The sequence below is a fragment of the Halomonas sp. 328 genome (genome assembly GCF_015645095.1).
Lineage (GTDB): Bacteria > Pseudomonadota > Gammaproteobacteria > Pseudomonadales > Halomonadaceae > Bisbaumannia.
Genome location: NZ_JADOTW010000010.1, coordinates 106,717 through 127,436, shown reverse-complemented (window position 1 = coordinate 127,436; position 20,720 = coordinate 106,717). Strand labels below are relative to the sequence as shown.

Annotated in this window: 16 protein-coding genes; 12 read left to right on the top strand and 4 right to left on the bottom strand. The window is 66.0% G+C overall.

Annotated features, from left to right (window positions below; translation table 11 throughout):
• Positions 1–1,287 (top strand): tryptophan 7-halogenase (locus tag IHD13_RS06955; RefSeq protein ID WP_230086177.1); only part of this gene is annotated, 1,287 nt, incomplete at its 5' end.
• Positions 1,288–1,351: 64 nt separating this feature from the next.
• On the opposite strand, the gene IHD13_RS06950 is transcribed toward IHD13_RS06955, so the two are convergent.
• Entirely contained in the window at positions 1,352–2,143 is a 792-nt protein-coding gene (locus tag IHD13_RS06950) for a hypothetical protein (protein WP_195860312.1), read from the bottom strand.
• A gap of 359 nt (positions 2,144–2,502) precedes the next feature.
• Between IHD13_RS06950 and dnaE the strand changes: the two genes are divergently transcribed.
• The 3 genes from dnaE (at position 2,503) to tilS (ending at position 8,380) form a co-directional block, all read left to right on the top strand.
• Complete coding sequence (dnaE, locus tag IHD13_RS06945) at positions 2,503–6,006, top strand: DNA polymerase III subunit alpha (RefSeq protein ID WP_195860311.1); 3,504 nt, start codon at positions 2,503–2,505, stop codon at positions 6,004–6,006.
• 127 nt (positions 6,007–6,133) lie between these two features.
• A complete protein-coding gene (gene accA, locus IHD13_RS06940) occupies positions 6,134–7,087 on the top strand; it encodes an acetyl-CoA carboxylase carboxyl transferase subunit alpha (RefSeq protein WP_195860310.1) in 954 nt (317 codons plus the stop codon).
• Between the two features lie 6 nt (positions 7,088–7,093).
• Entirely contained in the window at positions 7,094–8,380 is a 1,287-nt protein-coding gene (gene tilS, locus IHD13_RS18450) for a tRNA lysidine(34) synthetase TilS (RefSeq protein ID WP_195860309.1), read from the top strand.
• Here tilS and ppx read toward each other — a convergent pair.
• On the bottom strand, positions 8,377–9,885 hold the full coding sequence (ppx, locus tag IHD13_RS06930; RefSeq protein ID WP_195860308.1) for an exopolyphosphatase: 1,509 nt from the start codon (positions 9,883–9,885) through the stop codon (positions 8,377–8,379). The two genes, tilS and ppx, sit on opposite strands and share 4 nt — an antisense overlap.
• Before the next feature lie 434 nt (positions 9,886–10,319).
• On the opposite strand from ppx, the gene rho reads away from it, so the two are divergent.
• From rho to IHD13_RS06900, 8 genes are all read left to right on the top strand, one after another.
• Positions 10,320–11,579: a transcription termination factor Rho gene (gene rho, locus IHD13_RS06925; RefSeq protein ID WP_195860307.1), complete on the top strand. Its 1,260-nt coding sequence runs from the start codon at positions 10,320–10,322 to the stop codon at positions 11,577–11,579.
• A 402-nt stretch (positions 11,580–11,981) separates the two neighbouring features.
• Positions 11,982–13,478: a 4-hydroxy-3-polyprenylbenzoate decarboxylase gene (gene ubiD / locus IHD13_RS06920; RefSeq protein WP_195860306.1), complete on the top strand. Its 1,497-nt coding sequence runs from the start codon at positions 11,982–11,984 to the stop codon at positions 13,476–13,478.
• A complete protein-coding gene (locus IHD13_RS06915; RefSeq protein ID WP_195860305.1) occupies positions 13,475–14,239 on the top strand; it encodes an NAD(P)H-flavin reductase in 765 nt (254 codons plus the stop codon). The genes ubiD and IHD13_RS06915 overlap by 4 nt, the downstream gene beginning before the upstream one ends.
• Complete coding sequence (gene folM, locus IHD13_RS06910) at positions 14,236–14,949, top strand: dihydromonapterin reductase (RefSeq protein ID WP_195860304.1); 714 nt, start codon at positions 14,236–14,238, stop codon at positions 14,947–14,949. The genes IHD13_RS06915 and folM overlap by 4 nt, the downstream gene beginning before the upstream one ends.
• Positions 14,950–15,009: 60 nt before the next feature.
• Complete coding sequence (locus tag IHD13_RS18445; RefSeq protein ID WP_268246222.1) at positions 15,010–15,132, top strand: hypothetical protein; 123 nt, start codon at positions 15,010–15,012, stop codon at positions 15,130–15,132.
• A 120-nt stretch (positions 15,133–15,252) separates the two neighbouring features.
• Positions 15,253–15,378: a hypothetical protein gene (locus tag IHD13_RS18440; protein ID WP_268246221.1), complete on the top strand. Its 126-nt coding sequence runs from the start codon at positions 15,253–15,255 to the stop codon at positions 15,376–15,378.
• 288 nt (positions 15,379–15,666) lie between these two features.
• Complete coding sequence (locus IHD13_RS06905; RefSeq protein WP_195860303.1) at positions 15,667–16,728, top strand: 3-deoxy-7-phosphoheptulonate synthase; 1,062 nt, start codon at positions 15,667–15,669, stop codon at positions 16,726–16,728.
• A gap of 66 nt (positions 16,729–16,794) precedes the next feature.
• Positions 16,795–17,307 (top strand): DUF3087 family protein, encoded by a 513-nt coding sequence (locus tag IHD13_RS06900; RefSeq protein WP_195860302.1) that lies wholly within the window; start codon positions 16,795–16,797, stop codon positions 17,305–17,307.
• Positions 17,308–17,453: 146 nt separating this feature from the next.
• Here IHD13_RS06900 and ppk1 read toward each other — a convergent pair whose 3' ends face one another.
• Both ppk1 and hemB read right to left on the bottom strand, forming a co-directional pair.
• Positions 17,454–19,640, bottom strand: coding sequence for a polyphosphate kinase 1 (ppk1, locus tag IHD13_RS06895; protein ID WP_195860301.1), 2,187 nt, complete (start codon positions 19,638–19,640; stop codon positions 17,454–17,456).
• 39 nt (positions 19,641–19,679) lie between these two features.
• Positions 19,680–20,681 carry a porphobilinogen synthase gene (gene hemB / locus IHD13_RS06890; RefSeq protein ID WP_442786563.1) on the bottom strand — a complete coding sequence of 334 codons (1,002 nt, stop codon included), beginning with the start codon at positions 20,679–20,681 and terminating at the stop codon, positions 19,680–19,682.
• Positions 20,682–20,720 lie beyond the last annotated feature (39 nt).

The following is a 20,720-nucleotide window of genomic DNA, read 5'->3' as shown; positions in this document are numbered from 1 at the left end:
GCAGGGAGGGTACCGGCGCTGGCCCTCTTGCTTCTACCGCGTGGTCCAAAGTGCTGCGGTTATTCTATGAATCCAGGAGTCAATGGCTCGGAGGTCGCATGGCCCCTCTTAGGGTATGGTGGTGATCACATTCCTGATAACTCTCCATTTAAAAGGTTTGTGAATGAAGGGAGGAGTGTCGAAGAGGTAGTGGAGTATCTTCGGCTGCATGATAGTTCTGTTAGGTTCGGATACCATTTTGATGCAAAAAAAGTGGCCGCATATTTTAAAGAAATTGCGCTGTCAAAAGGTGTTTTTCATATAGATGGTAACGTATCTGATGTTGAGATTTCTCCTTGTGGTAAGGTAAGAAAACTGTTGTTTAAAGAGGGTGGTTATATAGAGCCAGACTTCGTGGTGGACTGTTCAGGAATGCGTCGAGCAGTCTCGTCGAAACTTCATGGATTTAAGTATAATAGCTTTGACCACCTGCTTGTTGATAGAGCAATAGGGTTTTTCCTACCGCATGAACTAACAGGGTTCTCGTTGCTGACTGATGCTATAGCTATGAAGCATGGGTGGATGTGGGTAATCCCGACAAAGGATAGATCGGGATGCGGGTATGTGTTCTCATCTCAACACTGTGATGAAAATCTAGCCAAGCTGGAAGTTGAAGAATATTTTGGAACCGAGATAGATGTTCCTATATCACACAGTTTTAAGTCTGGTGTTCAGCAAGAGGTTTTATCTGGTAATGTTCTGTCTGTAGGGCTTTGTGCGGGCTTTGTCGAGCCACTAGAGGCAACGTCTATTGGGCAAACTATTTCTCAGCTTAATGATTTTTCTAAGCTTGTCTATGAAAATGGGTATTTAATTGGAGGTAGGGGGGTCGACAGGTTTAATGGTAGAGTGAGAGATGCGTTTTTTGATATTGCTGAGTTTATTCACATGCACTATCTTGGAGGGCGGGTAGATACGGAGTTTTGGAGAGATATAAAGGAAAAAGCTATTCTTAATCCAGGTGTTAAGGGTAGGCTGGGTTTGTTGTCGGAGAGGCTTCCTAGGGATGTGGATTCAAAAGGATTTGGTAAGCTTCCTCAGCTCTATTTTTCCGAGTTTAGCTATTTTTCCGTCTACCGAGAGCTAGGCTTGATTACAGATTGTGTTATTGAGAGGGAGATGGGAGAAATAGATAGCGAGCTGCTTGGAGAGATGGTGGAGAAGATAAATGAGATTATATCAGGGCAGCATGTGAGCAAGCAGCGAAGGGAGCATGAGGTTGTTCGGTATCCCACTCCTTGTACATAATGTGCTCGGCCCCAGGTGTCTAACTTGGATATCTGGGGCTTTTTTTCTAGTTCCTAGGGCTGGGTTATGAATCCTGCAAAAGTCCCTGGATTTCCTGGATGCTGCTCTCGAGATCTTCCTGGAAGCCATCAAGCCGCTCGGGGTCCGCAGCGCCGAGATGCGGCATCAAGAACAAGCTACCGGTGCTGGGTTGTATCGAGCTCAACCGCTCTTCGAGGTTCTCTGCCTGTGTCCTGAGCTGCTCGGCATAATGGCCGTTGCAAGGAGGCGGAGTGTAATAGCGCAGATTGGTGGGCAGTGAGATTCCTTGGGCCTGTGCTGCCTCCCTGGAGTCACTCAGTTCCGAACAGAGATTGTTGAACGTAGCGAGGCGCTCGTCGAGCGACGACAGCAGGCCCGCCACCGCTTCCTTCGCGTCATCGATCTGCGCCTGACGGTAGCGCTCTTGCGCCTCAGTCGCCGCTTGCTGTGCGGCTTCCCGCGATGGCTCGGCGAGGTCGCTGATGCGCTCCCCAAGCTCGCGCTCATCGAAGTGAGCCAACTCCAGTCCCATGGGATTACGCTCAGGATCTTCGAGATGGTTTCGTAGTCCACTGCGGCATTCTGCCTTCATCTGTCCGAGGAACTCGGCGGGGATGTCCTTGACGACTTCATCTTCCAAACCAGATAGCAGGCGGACGCACTCTTCCACGCTGCGGGGAATGCTTGGGGGAAGCTGCTCTCCGCGAACTTCTCTGCTGTTGCCGAGCAGGGTGAGGAGTTGCTCATCGGTTGCCTGCGGAATGGAGTCGCCACAGGCGGTTAGGACGGGTAGGGCTGAGAAGGCCAGTAGGCGAGTCTTGCGTGTAATGTTCAAGGTTCCTTCCTCTGACTTATGGGGTTGGTGATCGAAATCCTCCTAGATCACGGTCCAGGAATAGTAAAACCAAGTGGTCCCGATCGCTAGGGCTGCTGATGGCTGCCGGACTGCGGTGCCCTGTGCGTATCACGCCTCGCAGATCAGGTCGCTCCCCAGGGTCTCGTTCAGCCGGCCCTCACTGGTGCCAGATATATTCTGGGTGCTCCTAAGGGCGCCCTTCGATGATGGCTTGGGCCCTGGCAGGGCCGACACTGCGATAGCCCTGACCGTTCTGGTCGAAACCGGGACAGGTCGGCCCCGAATCTGGCATTATCTCTGCGCGTTTTCCGACCCCAAGCGAGCCCCACGAGTCGTCTATGAGCCCCAGCTTCGTCCATCTCCGCGTACACACCGAATACTCCCTGGTCGACGGCCTGGTGCGTCTCAAGCCGCTGATCGCCCGGAGCGCCGAGATGGGCATGCCGGCCCTGGCCATCAGCGACGAGACCAACCTCTTCGGCCTGGTCAAGGCCTACAAGTCGGCCCAGGGCGCCGGGCTCAAGCCGATCATCGGCGCCGACTTCTGGCTGCACAACGACTATGACGAGGCGCACCCCTACCGCCTGACCCTGCTGGCCATGGACGCGGAGGGCTACCGCAACCTCACCGAGCTGATCTCCCGGGGCTGGATGGAAGGGCAGCGGCTGGGGCAGCCGATCCTGCAGAAGGCCTGGATCGTCGCCCAGAGCGGGGGCCTGATCGCCCTGTCCGGGGGGCGCGAGGGCGAGATCGGTCGCCACCTGCTCAGCGATCACCCGGACGAGGCGCGGGCCCTGCTGGGGGAGTGGAATGCCGCCTTCCCGGGACGCTTCTACCTGGAGCTGACCCGCACCGGCCGTCAGTACGAGGAGGAGTGCCTGCACCTCTCGGTGGCGCTCGCCGCCGAGACCGGCACCCCGGTGGTGGCCACCAACGACGTGCGCTTTATCGACAAGGAGGACTTCTGGGCCCACGAGACCCGGGTGGCCATCGGCGAGGGCCGAGCCCTGGACGACCCGCGCCGCGAGCGCCGCTATAGCGAGGAGCAGTACCTCAAGAGCCCGGCGGAGATGGCCGAGCTGTTCGCGGACATCCCCGAGGCGCTCGAGAACAGCCTGATGATCGCCGCTCGCTGCAACGTCGACGTGCGCCTGGGCGAGATCTTCCTGCCGGAGTTCGAGATCCCCGAGGGCATGACCCAGGACGAGTTCTTCCGCAAGGTCTCCCATGACGGCCTGACCGAGCGCCTCGACTTCCTCTACCCGGCGGACAAGTACCCCCGGGACGGTGCCGAGTATGCCGAGATCGATGCCCGCTACCGCCAGCGTCTCGATTTCGAGCTGGATATCATCATCCAGATGGGCTTCCCCGGCTACTTCCTGATCGTGATGGACTTCATCCAGTGGGCCAAGGACAACGACGTGCCGGTGGGGCCAGGGCGGGGCTCCGGGGCCGGCTCGCTGGTGGCCTATGCCCAGAAGATCACCGACCTGGATCCGCTGGAGTATGACCTGCTCTTCGAACGCTTCCTCAACCCGGAGCGGGTCTCCATGCCCGACTTCGACGTCGACTTCTGCATGGAGAAGCGCGACCGGGTCATCGACTACGTGGCCGACCGCTACGGCCGCAACGCCGTGTCGCAGATCGTCACCTTCGGCACCATGGCCGCCAAGGCGGTGGTGCGCGACGTGGCCCGGGCCCAGGGCAAGCCCTACTCGCTGGGCGACAAGCTCTCCAAGCTGATCCCCTTCGAGGTGGGCATGACCCTGGCCAAGGCCATCGAGCAGGAGCCGGCCCTCAAGGAGTTCCTCGACAACGACGAGGAGGCCGCCGAGATCTGGGAGATGGCCAGGAAGCTCGAGGGCATCACCCGGGGCACCGGCAAGCACGCCGGGGGCGTGGTGATCGCCCCCACCAAGCTCACCGACTTCTCGCCCCTGCTCTGCGACGAGGACGGCAGTGGCCTGGTGGTGCAGTTCGACAAGAACGATATCGAGGAGGCCGGGCTGGTCAAGTTCGACTTCCTCGGCCTGCGTACCCTGACCATCATCGACTGGGCCCTTGAGATGGTCGACAAGGTGCGCGCCGCCGCCGGCGAGGGGCCGCTGAACATCGACGCCATCCCGCTCGATGACGCCCCCACCTTCGAGATGCTCAAGCGTGCCGAGACCACGGCGGTCTTCCAGCTCGAATCCCGCGGCATGAAGGAGCTGATCAAGCGCCTGCAGCCGGACTCCCTGGAGGACATGATCGCCCTCGTCGCCCTGTTCCGTCCCGGCCCGCTGCAGTCGGGCATGGTCGACGACTTCATCAACCGCAAGCATGGCCGGGCGGAGATCTCCTACCCCCACCCGGACTACCAGCACGAATGGCTCAAGCCGGTGCTGGAGCCCACCTACGGCATCATCCTCTACCAGGAGCAGGTGATGCAGATCGCCCAGGTGCTGGCGGGCTACACCCTGGGCCAGGCGGATATGCTGCGCCGCGCCATGGGCAAGAAGAAGCCCGAGGAGATGGCCAAGCAGCGGGTCGGCTTCATGGAGGGCTGCGCGGCCAACGGGATCGAGAAGGATCTCGCCGGCAACATCTTCGACCTGGTGGAGAAGTTCGCCGGCTACGGTTTCAACAAGTCCCACTCGGCGGCCTATGGCCTGGTCTCCTATCAGACCGCCTGGCTGAAGGCACACTACCCGGGCCCCTTTATGGCGGCGGTGATGTCCACCGAGATGGACAACCTGGACAAGGTGGTGCCGCTGATCGAGGAGTGCCGCAGCCTCAAGCTCACCGTGACACCGCCGGACGTCAACGTCGGCACCTACAAGTTCACCGTGGATACCCAGGCGCGGGTGGTCTATGGCCTGGGCGCCATTCGTGGCGTGGGCGAGGGCCCCATCGGCGCCATCGTCGAGGCCCGGGAGGCGGAGGGCCCCTTCCAGGACCTCTTCGATTTCTGCCGGCGGGTCGATCCCAAGCGCATGAACAAGCGCACCCTGGAGGCCTTGATCCGCTCCGGCGCCCTGGACAACCTGGGCCCCAACCGCGCCGTCCTGACCGCGGCCCTGGACGATGCCCTCAAGGCCGCCGCCCAGACCCAGACCAACCAGAACCTCGGCATGATGGACATGTTCGGCGAGGCCTTCGCCGACGAGGCCGAGGGCGGCGATGTCTATGCCGACTACCGCGGCGTGCGCGAGTGGACCGACAAGGAGCGCCTGGGCGGCGAGAAGGAGACCCTGGGGCTCTACCTCACCGGTCACCCCATTGACGAGTATGAGCAGGAGCTCAAGCGTTTCGTGGCCACCCGCATCGCCGACCTGCGCCCCTCCCGGGAGCCCCAGCGGATCGCCGGCCTGGTGGTGGGGGTGCGCACCATGAAGTCGAAGCGCGGCGACACCATGGCCTTCCTGACCCTGGACGACCGCACCGGGCGCATCGAGGCCTCGCTGTTCGGCGAGCTCTATGACCAGTTGCGCGGCCAGATCGAGGCCGACCAGGTGCTGATCATCGAGGGTGAGGTCTCCAGCGATGACTACTCCGGCGGCCTGCGCCTGCGTGGCAAGGAGGTCACCCCCATGGTGGCGGCGCGCACCCGCTACGCCCAGGCGGTGGAGCTGCGTATCGACGGCCAGCGTGCCAATGGCCGGTTGATCCGCAGCCTGGAGGCGAGCCTCGAGCCCTACCGCAGCGCCGAGGGGCTGCCGGTACGCCTCCACTATCGCAATCAGCAGGCCGGCGGCTGGCTGGAGCTGGCCGAGGCCTGGCGGGTGGCTCCCAGCGACGACCTGCTGATCGCCCTGCGCGAGGTCGAGGGCCAGGACGGGGTGGGGCTAAGTTACCGCTAGACCGCGTTGTGGACGTGGCAGGGGTGCCTTGCGCCCCACACACAAGCTGCGATAATGCCAGGCTATCTTGCGACAATTTCCGTTGACCGCGGCGGCCGCACTGGCCGGTGCCAACCAAGCCGAGCCTATGAACCCCAACTATCTTGATTTCGAACAGCCCATTGCCGAGATGCAGGCGAAGATCGAGGAGCTTCGCCTGGTCGGCAATGACAGCAAGATCAATATCAACGACGAGATCACCAAGCTCGAGGAGAAGAGCAAGAAGCTCACCGAGTCGATCTTCAAGGACCTCACCCCCTGGCAGGTCTCCCAGCTGTCGCGTCACCCCCAGCGCCCCTACACCCTGGACTACCTGGAGCACGTCTTCACCGACTTCGACGAGCTGCACGGCGATCGCCACTTCGCCGACGATGCCGCCATCGTCGGCGGCATCGCCCGCCTCGACGACAAGCCGGTGATGGTGATCGGTCACCAGAAGGGTCGCGACGTCAAGGAGAAGGTGCGTCGCAACTTCGGCATGCCGCGTCCGGAAGGCTACCGCAAGGCGTGCCGCCTGATGGAAATGGCCGAGCGCTTCAAGATGCCGGTGCTGACCTTTATCGATACCCCGGGGGCCTACCCGGGCATCGACGCCGAGGAGCGCGGCCAGTCCGAGGCCATCGCCTATAACCTGGCGGTGATGTCGCGGCTCAAGACGCCGATCCTCTCCACCGTGGTGGGCGAGGGGGGCTCCGGCGGGGCCCTGGCCATCGGCGTCTGCGACGAGCTGGCCATGCTGCAGTACTCCACCTACTCGGTGATCTCCCCCGAAGGCTGCGCCTCCATCCTCTGGAAGAGCGCCGAGCGCGCCTCCGATGCGGCCCAGGCGATGGGCATCACCGCCGAGCGGCTGCATGAGCTGGGCTTCGTCGATACCCTGATCCCCGAGCCCCTGGGGGGCGCCCATCGCCATCCGATCACCACCGCCTCGCGGGTCAAGGAGGCGCTGCTGGCCAGCCTGGATCGCCTCGAGGCCCTGGATACCGAGGCGCTGCTCGAGCGCCGTTATGCAAGGCTCATGAGTTATGGAGCCCCGGCGTAATCCGCCATGTCCCTGCAAGCCCTGATCGATGACGCCCTGGCGGAGACCCCGCCGGGGCGCGTCGTCTGGGTCGCCTTCTCCGGCGGGCTCGATTCCTCCCTGCTGCTGAGCCTGGCGGCGAAGGCCTGTCGCCGCCATCCCCGCCCGCTTTATGCCCTGCATGTACACCATGGCCTGCAGGAAGCCGCCGATGGCTTCGAGGCCCACTGCCGGCGGCTCTGCTCGCGGCTGGGGGTGCCGCTGTTCGTCGAGCGGGTCCGCGTCGATGGGGAGAGTGGCCTGGGCCTGGAGGGGGCCGCCCGGGAGGCCCGCTACGGCGCCTTCGCCGGCCGGGTGGCCCCCGGCGAGACCCTGTGGCTGGCCCAGCATCGCGACGATCAGGCCGAGACACTGCTGCTGGCGGCCCTGCGCGGTAGCGGCGTGCGCGGCCTGGCGGCGATGCCGGCGAGCCGCGATTGGCGAGGCCGGTACCTGCAGCGCCCCCTGCTGGGCGTCTCCCGCGCCGAGCTGCGCCGGGTCGCCGAGGGGCTGGGGCTGGCCTGGGTGGAGGATCCCAGTAACGCCGAGACCCGCCAGGATCGCAACTACCTGCGCCATGCGGTGCTGCCGTGCCTCGAGGCCCGCTGGCCCGGCGCCGCCGCCCGGCTGTCCCGCACCGCGGCCCGGGCCGGCGAGGCGGACGCCCTGCTCGGGGAACTGGCCGCAGAACAGCTGGCGGCCCTGGGCAATGATCCGGCGCGATTGCCGGTGGCGGGGCTGGTCGCCTTGTCGTGGCCCCGCCAGCGCCTGCTGCTTCGTCACGCCTGCGAGCGGCTGGGGCTGTCGCCGCCCCCGGCGGCCCGCCTGGAGACTCTGCTGGCGCAGCTGGCGTCCCGTCCCGATGCCGAGGTGCGGGTCGCCTGGCCCGGCGCCGAGGCGCGGTGCTGGCGGGGCGCGCTCTATCTGCTGGCGCCGCAACGCCCTTTGGCGAGTGACTGGTCCCTGGAATGGTCGGGGGCCGTGCCGCTGCCCGGCCCCCGGGGGGCGCTGGCGGTCGCCCTGCAACGGGCCGAGGGCGAGACGCCGGCGCTGGTGGTGCGGCCCCGCCTCGGCGGCGAGCGGCTGCGCCTGGCCGGTCGCGGCCGGCGCGACCTCAAGCGGCTGCTTCAGGAGTGGGGGCTGCCGCCCTGGCGGCGGCAGTGGCTGCTGGTGGCCTGGGCGGCAGGCGAGCCTGTGGCGGTGCTGGAGGCGGGCGAAGCGCGCTGGCTGGCGGTGGCCGAAGGGTGGCGGGGCCGGGGGCCGGGCGCGGGTTAACTCGAGGGCGCTATCGTCAGGACGAAGCCGGCTCCCTCCTGATAGGCGCGCTCCTGCGCCAGGTCGTTGCTGAGCAGGGCCTGTTCCTCCAGCTGGCTGCCCAGCGCCAGGGTCAGGGTCTCGCCATCGGCGCCGAGACGGAAGTCCTCCGGGGCCCGTTCCGGTCGCGAATGATTGAGCAGTACCGCCAGGCGCAGCAGCCGTGCCAGGCGGGCATAGTCTGCCTGCAGGGCCTCCGGCAACTGGGCCAGCTCCTTGGCCGGAAACTTGCGCCGGTGGGCGCGCACCAGGAAGGCCAGGGCCTGCTGCTCCGGGCGCGAGAAGCCCGGCAGGTCTCCCTGGGCCAGCAGGTAGGCGCCGTGGCGGTGGAACTGGCTATGGGAGATCGCCAGGCCGATCTCGTGGAGCTGGGCGGCCCAGTCGAGAAACTCCCGCTGCTCGGTGGTAAAGGCCCAGGCATCGCTTACCTGATCCAGCATTTGGCGCACGCAGGCCGCCACGTTGTCGGCCTGGCGGCCATCCACGCAGTAGCGCTGGCGCAGGTCGGCGAGGGTCGGCAGCCGCGAATCCTCCGAGGTGTGGCGTCCCACCAGGTCGTAGAGCACGCCCTCGCGCAGGGCGCCATCGGCGAAGCGCATCTCCTCCAGCCCGAAGGCCTCGAAGACCGCATTGAGGATGGCGACCCCGGCGGGGAAGACCGCGGCACGATCCGCCTTGAGCCCTTCCATGGCCACCTTGTCGAGTCGCTTGCAACGCAGCAGCCGCCGGCGCAGGGCCGCCAGCCCGTCCCGGGTGATCAGTCCCTCCGGACAGTCGCCGCTGGCGGCCAGCACCGCGGCGGCGGCCTTGATGGTGCCGCTGGAGCCCACCGGGTCGGCCCAGCCCAGCTGGCGGTAATGGCGGCGGATATTGGCCAGTTCCGAGAGGGCGGCCAGCTCCGCCTGGCGCATCGGCTTCTCGCCGAGCTCGCCGTCGGGGAAGAAGCGCCGGGTATAGCTGACACAGCCCATATGCAGGCTCTCCAGCGCCAGGGGGGCAAAGGCCTCGCCGATGATGAACTCGGTGGAGCCGCCGCCGATATCGACGATCAGGCGCCGGCCGTGGACTTCGGCCAGGGCATGGGCGGCCCCCAGATAGATCAGACGCGCCTCTTCGCGGCCGGCGACGATCTCGATGGGGTGGCCCAGCAGGGCCTCGGCGCGACGAATGAAGTCCTGGCTGTTGTGGGCGGCGCGCAGGGCATTGGTGCCGACGATCCTCAGCTGTGACTTGGGCGTCCCCTCGAGGAAGGGGGCGAAGCGCGCCAGGCAGGCCAGGGCCCGCTCCATGGCCGCCTCGTCCAGCCGGCCGGTGGCATCCAGGCCGGCGGCCAACTGGACCTTCTCGCCGAGGCGGGCGACCACCTGCAGGCGACCCTGGTGGTAGTTGGCCACCAGGAGGTGGAAGCTGTTGGAGCCGAGGTCGATGGCGGCGAGGCGCCGGGGAGGGGCGGGCGTCCTGCTCATGGGAGGTCCTTGCATGCGGTTCGGGTCAAGGGTGCGGTGCCCCGGGAACCTTGTCAATTGCCAGCACTTGCGTTTGCCGTTGAGCTTGACTACCATCGAGTCGTTCGCCTGTTCCGAATGCTTTCCGACCCTGAGTGGCGTCCGCGCCCGGTCAAGCTTCCAAGTCGTCAGACAGCCCGCTGCTTTCCCGTTCATGATGTTGCGCCTCGCCAGCATGAGCCGCTGAATCAGGCGTTCGTTATCCCGTCATGAACCGCAACAGCGCTTCCCTCGATCTCATGATCGCCCCAGGCTCCCGGGCCTAGTCGATCGAGCCTATCCAGCGAGTGGATGCCAGGGCCCTGAACGCATCATACGCGGCGCATCGTCACCGCCTCCTGTCGATTCCCGGCGCCTTGCCGTCACGCTGACACGAGCAATTTCTGAACGAATCCATGAACCTTACCGAACTCAAGCAAAAGAGCGTCCCCGAACTGCTGGATATCGCCCGTGAAATGGGTATCGATAACCTGGCCCGGTCGCGCAAGCAGGACATCATCTTCGCCATCCTCAAGAAGCACGCCAAGAGCGGCGAGGATATCTACGGCGACGGCGTGCTGGAGATTCTGCAGGATGGTTTCGGCTTCCTGCGCAGCGCCGATAGTTCCTACCTGGCCGGTCCCGACGACATCTATGTGTCGCCGTCGCAGATTCGTCGCTTCAACCTGCGCAAGGGCGACTCCATTTCCGGCAAGATCCGGCCCCCCAAGGAGGGCGAGCGCTATTTCGCCCTGCTCAAGGTCAGCCAGATCAACTTCGACAAGCCGGAGAACGCCAAGCACAAGATTCTCTTCGAGAACCTCACGCCGCTGTTCCCCCAGGAGCGGCTGCGCATGGAGATCGGCAACGGCTCCACCGAGGATCTCACCGCGCGGATCATCGACCTCACCGCGCCCATCGGCAAGGGCCAGCGCGGCCTGCTGGTCTCGCCGCCCAAGGCGGGCAAGACGCTGATGTTGCAGAACATCGCCACCTCCATCACTCGCAACAATCCCGAGTGCCACCTGATCGTGCTGCTGATCGACGAGCGGCCCGAGGAGGTCACCGAGATGCAGCGCACGGTGCGTGGCGAGGTGGTGGCGTCGACCTTCGATGAGCCGCCGGCGCGCCACGTCCAGGTCGCCGAGATGGTGATCGAGAAGGCCAAGCGCCTGGTGGAGCACAAGAAGGACGTGGTGATCCTGCTCGACTCCATCACCCGATTGGCGCGGGCCTACAACACCGTGGTACCGAGTTCCGGCAAGGTACTCACCGGGGGGGTCGACGCCCATGCCCTGGAGAAGCCCAAGCGCTTCTTCGGTGCGGCGCGGAACATCGAGGAGGGCGGCAGCCTGACCATCATCGCCACGGCGCTGGTGGATACCGGCTCCAAGATGGACGAGGTGATCTTCGAGGAGTTCAAGGGCACCGGCAACATGGAGGCCCACCTGGACCGCAAGCTCGCCGAGCGCCGCGTCTACCCGGCCATCAATATCCGTCGCAGCGGCACCCGCCGCGAGGACCTGCTGGCCTCCGAGGACGAGATGCAGCGCATGTGGATCCTGCGCAAGCTGCTCAATCCCATGGAGGACGTGGCGGCCACCGAGTTCCTGATCGATCGGCTGAAGGATACCAAGACCAACCTGGAGTTCTTCGAGGCCATGAAGCGGCGTTGATTCTGGCCTGCTACGCTCGGCGATACGGCGTTGGAAAATAGCGGGTGTGCCAACCGGTCAAGCGACTCACTGACTCGATGATCGGGGCGCACCAAGCTCCCGGGGAGGCTCGGGGCTAACCTGGGGGCAGGCTTCGCAAGGCGCGGTGAACCCTTCCCTGGGCGCTACATTTGCCCTGCGGCGCTCTCGCATCCTGCTCCGCTTGCAGGACCGGTGCTGGCCATCCCTGGCCAGCCCGTTCGGAGCAGTGCTCCTCACCCCTGGCACATGACCCTTGCTCTGCTCCGCCCGCCTCCTCGCCTAGGCCTTGTGTAGTGGCCCTGACTCGATGGAATCAGCAGTAACGCCAAGGGGCAGCATGTTATGCTGCCCCTTTGCCGTTTAGCCATAGGGAATAACCCTGTGAAATATAAGGATTTGCGGGACTTTATCGCGGCCCTGGAAGCCCAGGGCGAGCTGCAGCGGATTCGTGCCGAGGTGGACCCCTACCTGGAGGTCACCGAGATCTGTGATCGCACCCTGCGGGCCGGCGGCCCGGCGCTGCTGTTCGAGAACGTCAAGGGCCATGACATGCCCCTGCTGGGCAACCTCTTCGGCACCCCGCGCCGGGTGGCCCTGGGCATGGGCGAAGACTCCGTGGCGGCGCTGAGCGAAGTGGGCAAGCTGCTCGCCTACCTCAAGGAGCCGGACCCGCCCAAGGGCCTCAAGGACGCCTGGGAGAAGCTGCCGATCTTCAAGCAGGTGCTGAGCATGGGCCCCAAGGTGGTGAGCAAGGCCCCGGTGCAGGAGGTGGTGCTGGAGGGCGACGCCGTCGACCTGGATCGCCTGCCCATCCAGCACTGCTGGCCCGGCGACGCCGCGCCCCTGGTCACCTGGGCCCTGGTGGTCACCAAGGGGCCCCACAAGAAGCGCCAGAACCTGGGGATCTACCGCCAGCAGAAGCTCGGCCGCAATCGCCTGATCATGCGCTGGCTCTCCCACCGCGGCGGCGCGCTCGATTTCCAGGAGTTCCAGCAGGCCCATCCCGGCGAGCCCTTCCCGGTGGCGGTGGCGCTGGGCGCCGACCCGGCCACCATCCTCGGCGCCGTGACGCCGGTGCCGGATAGCCTCTCCGAGTACGCCTTCGCCGGGCTGCTGAGGGGCTCGCGCACCGAGCTGGTCAAGTGCGGCCACGCCGACCTGCAGGTGCCGGCCTCCGCCGAGATCATCCTCGAGGGCTTTATCTACCCCGAGGACATGGCCCCGGAAGGGCCCTATGGCGACCACACCGGCTACTACAACGAGGTGGAGTCCTTCCCGGTATTTACCGTGACCCGCATGACGATGCGCCGCGACGCCATCTATCACTCCACCTACACCGGGCGACCGCCGGACGAGCCGGCGATCCTGGGGCTGGCCCTCAACGAGGTCTTCGTGCCCATCCTGCGCAAGCAGTTCCCGGAGATCGTCGACTTCTACCTGCCCCCGGAGGGCTGCTCCTACCGCATGGCGGTGGTGACCATGAAGAAGCAGTACCCGGGCCACGCCAAGCGGGTGATGATGGGGGTGTGGAGCTTCCTGCGCCAGTTCATGTATACCAAGTTCGTGATCGTGCTGGACGATGACGTGGACGCCCGCAACTGGGAAGACGTGATCTGGGCCATCACCACCCGCATGGACCCGGCCCGGGACACCCTGCTGGTGGAGAACACGCCCATCGACTACCTGGATTTCGCCTCGCCGGTGGCGGGGCTCGGCTCCAAGATGGGCATGGATGCCACCAACAAATGGCCCGGCGAGACCGACCGCGAGTGGGGTACCCCCATCGTGATGGACGAGGCCATCAAGGCCCGGGTCGACGCCCGCTGGGACGAGCTGGGCATCGAACTGCCGGCGACCAACCACAAGAGGACATCATGACGGCCAGGACAGTGACCTGCCATGTCGCGGCGGTGGAGGATCTCACCCCCGACGTTTTCCGCGTGACCCTGGAGGGGCGGCCCGAGGCGCTGTCCCATGCCCCGGGGCAGTACCTGGAGCTGCAGCTCGACGAGCGCACCTGGGTGCCTTTCTCCATCGCCAACGCCCATGTGGATGACGGCATCCTGGAGCTGCATATCCAGCACTGGCCGGAGCGCTCCAACTCGGCGCGGCTGCGCGAGGTGATGCAGCACGCGGCCCAGTTGACCCTGCGCCTGCCGAGTGGCGACTGCGTCCTCGATCGCGACAGCCGGCGTCCCCTGACGTTGATCGCCGCCGGCACCGGTTTCGCCCAGATGAAGGCGATGCTGGAGGCGGCCTTCGCCGCCCATGAGCGGCCCATCCAGCTGTGGTGGGCGGTGCGCGAGCGCCGCGATCTCTACCTGGAGAGCCTGGCCCGGGAGTGGGCCGAGCGTCACCCTCATTTCCACTTCCACGGGGTGATGGAGGTGGCGCCGGAGGAGCCCTTCGACGGCGAGCGTATCCAGGGCCATGTGGGGCGCGTCGACGCGGCCCTGAAGCAGGAACTCGGCTCGGTGGCCGGTCACGACGTCTACCTCTCCGGCTCGCCGGGCATGGTCTATGCCTGCCTGGACGTGCTGGCCCCCCTGGGCCTGGAGGCGCCGCGGGTCTTCTCCGATGTCTTCGCCTATGCCCCCCGGGAGCCGCTGCTGCCCGGCCTGGAGGAGGCGTCATCGTGAGTGCCTCGCCGATCCTGATCACCGGTGGCGCCCAGCGCCTGGGCCGTCACTGCGCCGAGCGACTGCTCGACGACGGCCACCCGGTGATCATCAGCTATCGCCGCGAGCGCCCGGAACTCGACGAGCTGCGCCGTCGCGGCGTGGTGACCCTGGCGGCCGATTTTGCCAGCGAGGCGGGAATCCTCGACTTTATCGCCCGGCTCAAGGCCGAGACGAGATCGCTGCGCGCCATCGTGCACAACGCCAGCGACTGGGCGGCCGACTCCACCGGGAGCGAGGCGGGCGCCAACTTCGAGCGGCTGTTCCGGGTGCATATGCAGGCGCCCTACCTGATCAACCTGCATTGCCGCGAGTTGCTGGAGGCGTGCAGCGAGCCCCAGCGGGATATCGTGCACATGACCGACTACGTGGTGCGCAAGGGCTCGAAGAAGCATGCCGCCTATGCCGCCACCAAGGCCGGCCTCGACAACCTGACCCTGTCGTTCGCCGCCATGTACGCCCCGGGCATCCAGGTCAATGCCATCGCCCCGGCACTGATCATGCTCAACGAGGGGGACGATGCGGCCTATGCCGAGAAGGCCAAGGCCAAGTCGTTGATGGAGATGGTGCCGGGCCCGGGGGTGATCTATCAGAGCCTGCGCTATCTGCTGGATAATCGCTACGTGACCGGAGTGACCCTGCCGGTGGATGGCGGTCGTCACCTGCGTTGAGGGCCGCTCCTCCGGGGCGGCTAGACTGAAGATGAATTCGTTGACTGAAGGAGCGAGACGATGGCCCATGATCCCAACTTCAAGGACGATACCGGTGTGCTGATCGTCGTGATCGGCCTGGTGGTTTTCCTCGGCATGGCGGCGCTGCCCGGCACCATGGCCCTGGTCAAGCTCTTTGGCTAAGGCCCGTGGCACCCACAGGAGGAAGCCCTTACTGTGATAGACCTGGCATGGCCGGGGGTTGCCAAGCGGCCTGGGCCGTGTAGGATGTAACGAAGATTCCCATTCGCGACGGAGCCCCCGATGCCCAAGCCTACCCATCCGACCCCGCTGTCTCTCACCGCCTTCGGCGGCGAGTGCGTGCTGGGCGCCGGCTGGTGGGGTTATGGCTATTGGTTTAGCGCCGGCGTGCCGGTGGCCAGGCGCTGAGCCCAGCCACCAGGCGCGCCCCGCAACGGGTTGCCGCCAGCGTATCGAACCCCCGGACGGCAGCCCCGCCCGGGGGTTCTGCGTTCCGGGAAGTGCATAACGAGTAACTGACAGGAGTCAGCCGATGTTCGACCGTGATCCCTATGCCGCCCTTCGCTCCGCTTCCCTGGCCTATTACGGCTACGGTGGCTGGCGATTTAGCGGCGCTCGGTCGGCATCAGCTGCCACCTCCGGCCGGGTGATTCTGGGTGGCCATACCAACCGATGCCATGACCGGAGTTCGTTACGATGAATGCCCACCTCGCCCTTGCCGAGCCCTCCCAAGCCGCCATGACCGAACCGTCGGAACTGAGCCTGCCCAGCCCCGCCCAGTTGCGTCAGCGCCTGCCACTGGACGCCGGCCAGCAAGCCCGCGTCGCCGCCCAGCGCGACGCCATCCAGGCCATCCTCGAGGGGCGCGACGAGCGCCTGCTGGTGGTGGTGGGGCCCTGCTCCATCCATGACCCCAGGGCGGCCCTGGAGTACGCCCGGCGCCTGGCGCCGCTGGCCGAGGCGCTGTCCGAGCGCCTGCTGGTGGTGATGCGGGTCTATGTGGAGAAGCCGCGCACTACCGTGGGCTGGAAGGGGCTGGCCTATGACCCCCACCTGGACGGCAGCGACGACATGCCCCATGGGCTGGCGCTCTCCCGGGAACTGATGCGCGAGGTCATCGACCTGGGGCTGCCGGTGGCCACCGAGCTGCTGCAGCCGATGATCGCCCCCTACCTGGAGGACCTGCTGGCCTGGGCCGCCATCGGTGCTCGTACCACCGAATCCCAGATCCATCGGGAGCTGGCCAGTGGCCTGGGCGCCGCCGTGGGCTTCAAGAACGGCACCGATGGCGGTATCCAGGTGGCCATCGACGCCATCCAGGCCGCCGCCCGCGCCCACCACCATTTCGCCCTCGGGACCGAGGGCCAGCCGGTGATGCGCACCACCCCGGGCAATGCCCATACCCACCTGGTGCTGCGTGGCGGCCACGGCGAGCCCAACTACCAGGCCCCTCACGTGACCAAGGCGCGCCGGGCGCTGAGCGAGGCGGGGCTGAGCCCGCGCCTGATGGTGGATTGCAGCCATGCCAACTCGCGCAAGGATCATCGCCGCCAGGGCGAGGTACTGCTGGACGTGCTGGCCCAGCGCCTGGCCGGCGAGACGGCACTCTGCGGGGTGATGCTGGAGAGCCATCTGCATGAGGGCAAGCAGCCACTCAAGCCCGGGGCGCTGCGCTACGGGGTCTCGGTCACCGACGCCTGCCTGGGCTGGGAGAGCACCGAGCATCTGCTGCATCTGGCGGCGGAACGGTTGGGCTGATTTTACCCGGGAGCGGTATCACGGGATAATCGGCAGCCATCCCGTGATACCCAGGACCTTTCGCCGATGATGTTCCGCTTCGAGACCCACGACCCCGAGACCTATCGCCGCAAGGCGCGCCTGATCAGCGTGGCCATGGCCGCCCAGCTGCTGGTCTTCGGCCTGCTCTTCTCGCAGCTGCTGGTCTACGCCTTCGGCTCCAGCCTATGGCTCAATGCCCTGGGGGTGCTGCTGGGCCTGATCGCCACCAGCCTGCTGTTCGCCGCCCTCAAGGAGCGGGAGTGGATGAGTGAGGTGCGCTATGTGTGGCAGCTCAAGGCACACCTCTCCCGGGTCAGCGGCTATCTCGGCTCGCTGCGGGAGGCGGTGGAGCAGGGCAATAACTCGGCGCTGCATCTGCTGACCTTCTACCACCAGGGCATGGCCCAGCTGGCGGAGCTCAACGGCCGCACCCTGGACGACGATGGCGAACTGCTGGCGGAGCGCCTCAAGGTGCGCCAGTGGCGGGCCGAGCGGGGCCTGCCGGAGAGCGTGGAGGGCTTCGATCCCCAGGATCTGCAGGCCTTTAACAAGTCCTGACTAAGCGGCTAGCAATATCCCGCGTACCCGCCGGGCTTGCCGGCTCGCTCCTCTCCAGGACGAAACCCTGACGCTACGCTCGCGACTGACGCGTCGGGCCGGACCGAGGTCCCTCTCGCCGGCCCCTGTAAGCCGGGCAGCCCGAATTATGCCTTGGCGGCATAGGCGTAGAGCAGGGTCTCCTGGGCGCTGATCGGCGCCGCCTCGCCGGGGTGCTGCTTGATGTAGCTGCCGTCGGGCTGCAACAGCCAGCTCTGGCAGTTATCCACCAGATAGGTCTCCAGGTCCTTGCGTACCCGGGCGGCCAGTTTCCTGTCGCGCAGCGGGAAGCAGGTCTCCACCCGGTGAAACATGTTGCGGGTCATGAAGTCGGCGCTGGAGCCCCATGCCTCCCCCTGGCCATCGTTATGGAAGTAGAAGACCCGGGTATGTTCCAGGAAGCGCCCGACGATGGAGCGCACCCGGATGTTCTCGGAGATGCCTGGGACCCCCGGGCGCAGGCAGCACTGGCCACGGATGATCAGGTCGCACTCCACCCCCGCCTTGGAGGCCCGATAGAGGGCGCGGATCAGCTTGGGCTCGGTCAGCGAGTTGCACTTGATGATCAGGTGGGCGCGGCGTCCCTGGCGGGCATGCTCCGCCTCCCGGTCGATCATCGCCACCAGTCCCTCGTGGAGGGTGAAGGGGGCGTGTAGCAGGGCCTCGATACGCCGCTGCTTGCCCATTCCCGAGAGCTGCTGGAAGAGCTGGAAGACGTCCTCGCAGAGGACCGGGTCGGCGGTGAAGAGGCTGTAGTCGGTGTAGAGGCGTGCCGTCTTGGTGTGATAGTTGCCGGTGCCCAGGTGGGCATAGTAGCGCAGTCCGCCCCGTTCCCGGCGCACGATATGCAACAGCTTGGCGTGGGTCTTGTAGGCCATCACCCCGTAGATGACGATGGCCCCGGCCTCCTGCAGCCTGGCCGCCAGGGCCAGGTTGTCCGCCTCGTCGAAGCGTGCCCGCAGCTCGATCACCACCGTGACCTCCTTGCCGCCCCGGGCCGCTTCCACCAGGGCGCCGACGATGGGCGAGTCGGCGCCGGTGCGGTAGAGGGTCTGCTTGATGGCCAGCACCTCCGGGTCCCGGGCCGCCTCCGCCAGCAGGTCCTCCACCGGAGCGAAGGACTGGAAGGGGTGGTGGAGCAGGATATCGCCGCCGGCGATGGCATCGAAGAGGCTGCCGCCCCGGCTCAGCGCCTTGGGCAGGCCCGGGGTGAAGGGGCGATAGACCAGCTCGGGCCGTGCCACGTCGTCGATCACTGCCATCATGCGGGTCAGGTTGACCGGGCCGTTGACCCGGTAGAGGTCGCTTTCTCCCAGGTCGAATTGCTTGAGCAGGAAGTCGGCCAGCGCCTCCGGGCAGTTGTCGGCCACCTCCAGGCGCACGCCGCTGCCGTAGCGCCGGGCCAGCAACTCGCCCCTTAGTGCCGAGGCCAGGTCGGAGACCGCCTCCGGGTCCACCGAGAGGTCGGCGTTGCGGGTCAGGCGGAACTGGTAGCAGCCCTGGACCCGCATGCCGGGGAAGACCTCGTCGGCATGGGCGTGGATCATCGAGGAGAGGAAGACATACTCCTTCACCCCCGCCTCGCAGAGGGCCTCGGGCAGGGCGATCAGCCGCGGCAGGGAGCGCGGGGCGGGGAGGATGGCCAGGCCCCCCTCGCGGCCGAAGGCGTCCTTGCCCTCCAGCTCGACGATGAAGTTGAGGCTCTTGTTGACCAGTCGCGGGAAGGGGTGGGAGGGATCCAGGCCGATGGGGCTGATCACCGGCTGGATCCGCGACTCGAAATATTCCCTGATCCAGGCCGACTGTTCGTCGCTCCAGGCCTCCCGGCGCCGGAAGCGGATGCCTTGCTCCTCCAGGGCCGGCAGCAGCAGCTCGTTGAGGATGCGGTACTGGCGCTCCACCTGTTCATGGGTCAGCCGCGAGATCTCCGTCAGCACCTGGGGCACCGGCAGGCCGTCGGCACCGCTCTCCTCGCGGCCCAGGGCCAGGCTATGCTTGAAGCCGGCGACGCGGATCTCGAAGAACTCGTCCAGGTTGGAGGAGAAGATCAGCAGGAAGCGCAGGCGATCGAGCAGCGGGTGGGCCGGGTCCAGGGCCTGCTCCAGTACCCGAATATTGAACTCCAGGTGGGAGAGTTCCCGATTGATATACAGGGCCGGGTCGTCCAGGGCCGCCTCCGGGGCCGGCAGCGGCTTGGCCTTGATGCCGGGGCGGTGGCGGTTGAGGCGTAGCTCCCCGGCGGGCTCCCCGCGCTGGGGAGCCTGGGGAGCGTGAGGGCCGTGCAGCGTCGTCATCCGTGTCTCCTCGGGTGATGACGAGGCACGGCCTCGTCATCAGGCGTTGTTGAGCAGTCGCGCCGCCCGCTTGGCGAAGTAGGTCAGGACGCCATCGGCGCCGGCGCGCTTGAAGCAGAGCAGCGACTCCAGGATCACCCGGTCGGCATCCAGCCAGCCGTTGTCGAAGGCCGCCATATGCATGGCGTACTCCCCGCTCACCTGGTAGGCGAAGGTGGGGACCCGGAGCTCCTCCTTGACGCGGCGCACCACGTCCAGGTAGGGCATGCCGGGTTTGACCATCACCATGTCGGCGCCTTCGGCCAGGTCGAGGGCCACCTCGTGGAGGGCCTCGTCGCCGTTGGCCGGGTCCATCTGATAGGTGCTCTTGTCGGCACGGCCCAGGTTGGCGGCGGAGCCCACGGCGTCCCGGAAGGGGCCGTAGTAGTGGGAGGCGTACTTGGCGCTATAGGCCATGATCCGCGTATTGACCAACTGCTCCTGTTCCAGCACCTGGCGAATGGCGCCGATACGGCCATCCATCATGTCCGAGGGGGCCACCACGTCGGCGCCGGCCTCGGCGTGGGAGAGGGCCTGCTTGAGCAGGGTCTCCACGGTACGGTCGTTGTGGACATAGCCCTCGTCGTCGAGGATGCCGTCCTGGCCGTGGCTGGTGTAGGGGTCGAGGGCCACGTCGGTGATGATGCCCAGCCCCGGCACGGCGGCCTTGAGGGCGCGCACGCTACGCTGCACCAGGCCGGAGGCGCTGTAGGCCTCCTCGGCCAGCTCACTCTTCAGTTCGGCGTCCACCACCGGGAAGAGCGCCAGGGCCGGGATGCCCAGGGCCTGGGCGTCCCGGGCCTCCTCGATCAGCAGGTCCAGCGACAGCCGCTCGACCCCTGGCATGGAGGGCACCGCCTCGCGGCGGTTCTCACCCTCCAGCACGAAGACCGGCCAGATCAGGTCGGCGGGGGTCAGCACGTTTTCACGCATCAGGCGACGCGAGAAGTCATCCTTGCGCATGCGCCGCAGGCGCGCCGCGGGAAACTGGCGAGACGTCATCGGGCTCAAGGTCACTCTCCGTTAGAGGCCGCCCCGTCA

What these genes read in the sequence shown, in the direction of transcription:
- IHD13_RS06905 (WP_195860303.1), top strand. Translation starts at nt 15,667, where the DNA reads ATGAATGCCCACCTCGCCCTTGCCGAGCCCTCCCAAGCCGCCATGACC.
- ppk1 (WP_195860301.1), bottom strand. Translation starts at nt 19,640, where the DNA reads ATGACGACGCTGCACGGCCCTCACGCTCCCCAGGCTCCCCAGCGCGGG.
- tilS (WP_195860309.1), top strand. Translation starts at nt 7,094, where the DNA reads ATGTCCCTGCAAGCCCTGATCGATGACGCCCTGGCGGAGACCCCGCCG.
- IHD13_RS06915 (WP_195860305.1), top strand. Translation starts at nt 13,475, where the DNA reads ATGACGGCCAGGACAGTGACCTGCCATGTCGCGGCGGTGGAGGATCTC.
- hemB (WP_442786563.1), bottom strand. Translation starts at nt 20,681, where the DNA reads ATGACGTCTCGCCAGTTTCCCGCGGCGCGCCTGCGGCGCATGCGCAAG.
- IHD13_RS18445 (WP_268246222.1), top strand. Translation starts at nt 15,010, where the DNA reads ATGGCCCATGATCCCAACTTCAAGGACGATACCGGTGTGCTGATCGTC.
- accA (WP_195860310.1), top strand. Translation starts at nt 6,134, where the DNA reads ATGAACCCCAACTATCTTGATTTCGAACAGCCCATTGCCGAGATGCAG.
- ppx (WP_195860308.1), bottom strand. Translation starts at nt 9,885, where the DNA reads ATGAGCAGGACGCCCGCCCCTCCCCGGCGCCTCGCCGCCATCGACCTC.
- IHD13_RS06900 (WP_195860302.1), top strand. Translation starts at nt 16,795, where the DNA reads ATGATGTTCCGCTTCGAGACCCACGACCCCGAGACCTATCGCCGCAAG.
- IHD13_RS18440 (WP_268246221.1), top strand. Translation starts at nt 15,253, where the DNA reads ATGCCCAAGCCTACCCATCCGACCCCGCTGTCTCTCACCGCCTTCGGC.
- dnaE (WP_195860311.1), top strand. Translation starts at nt 2,503, where the DNA reads ATGAGCCCCAGCTTCGTCCATCTCCGCGTACACACCGAATACTCCCTG.
- rho (WP_195860307.1), top strand. Translation starts at nt 10,320, where the DNA reads ATGAACCTTACCGAACTCAAGCAAAAGAGCGTCCCCGAACTGCTGGAT.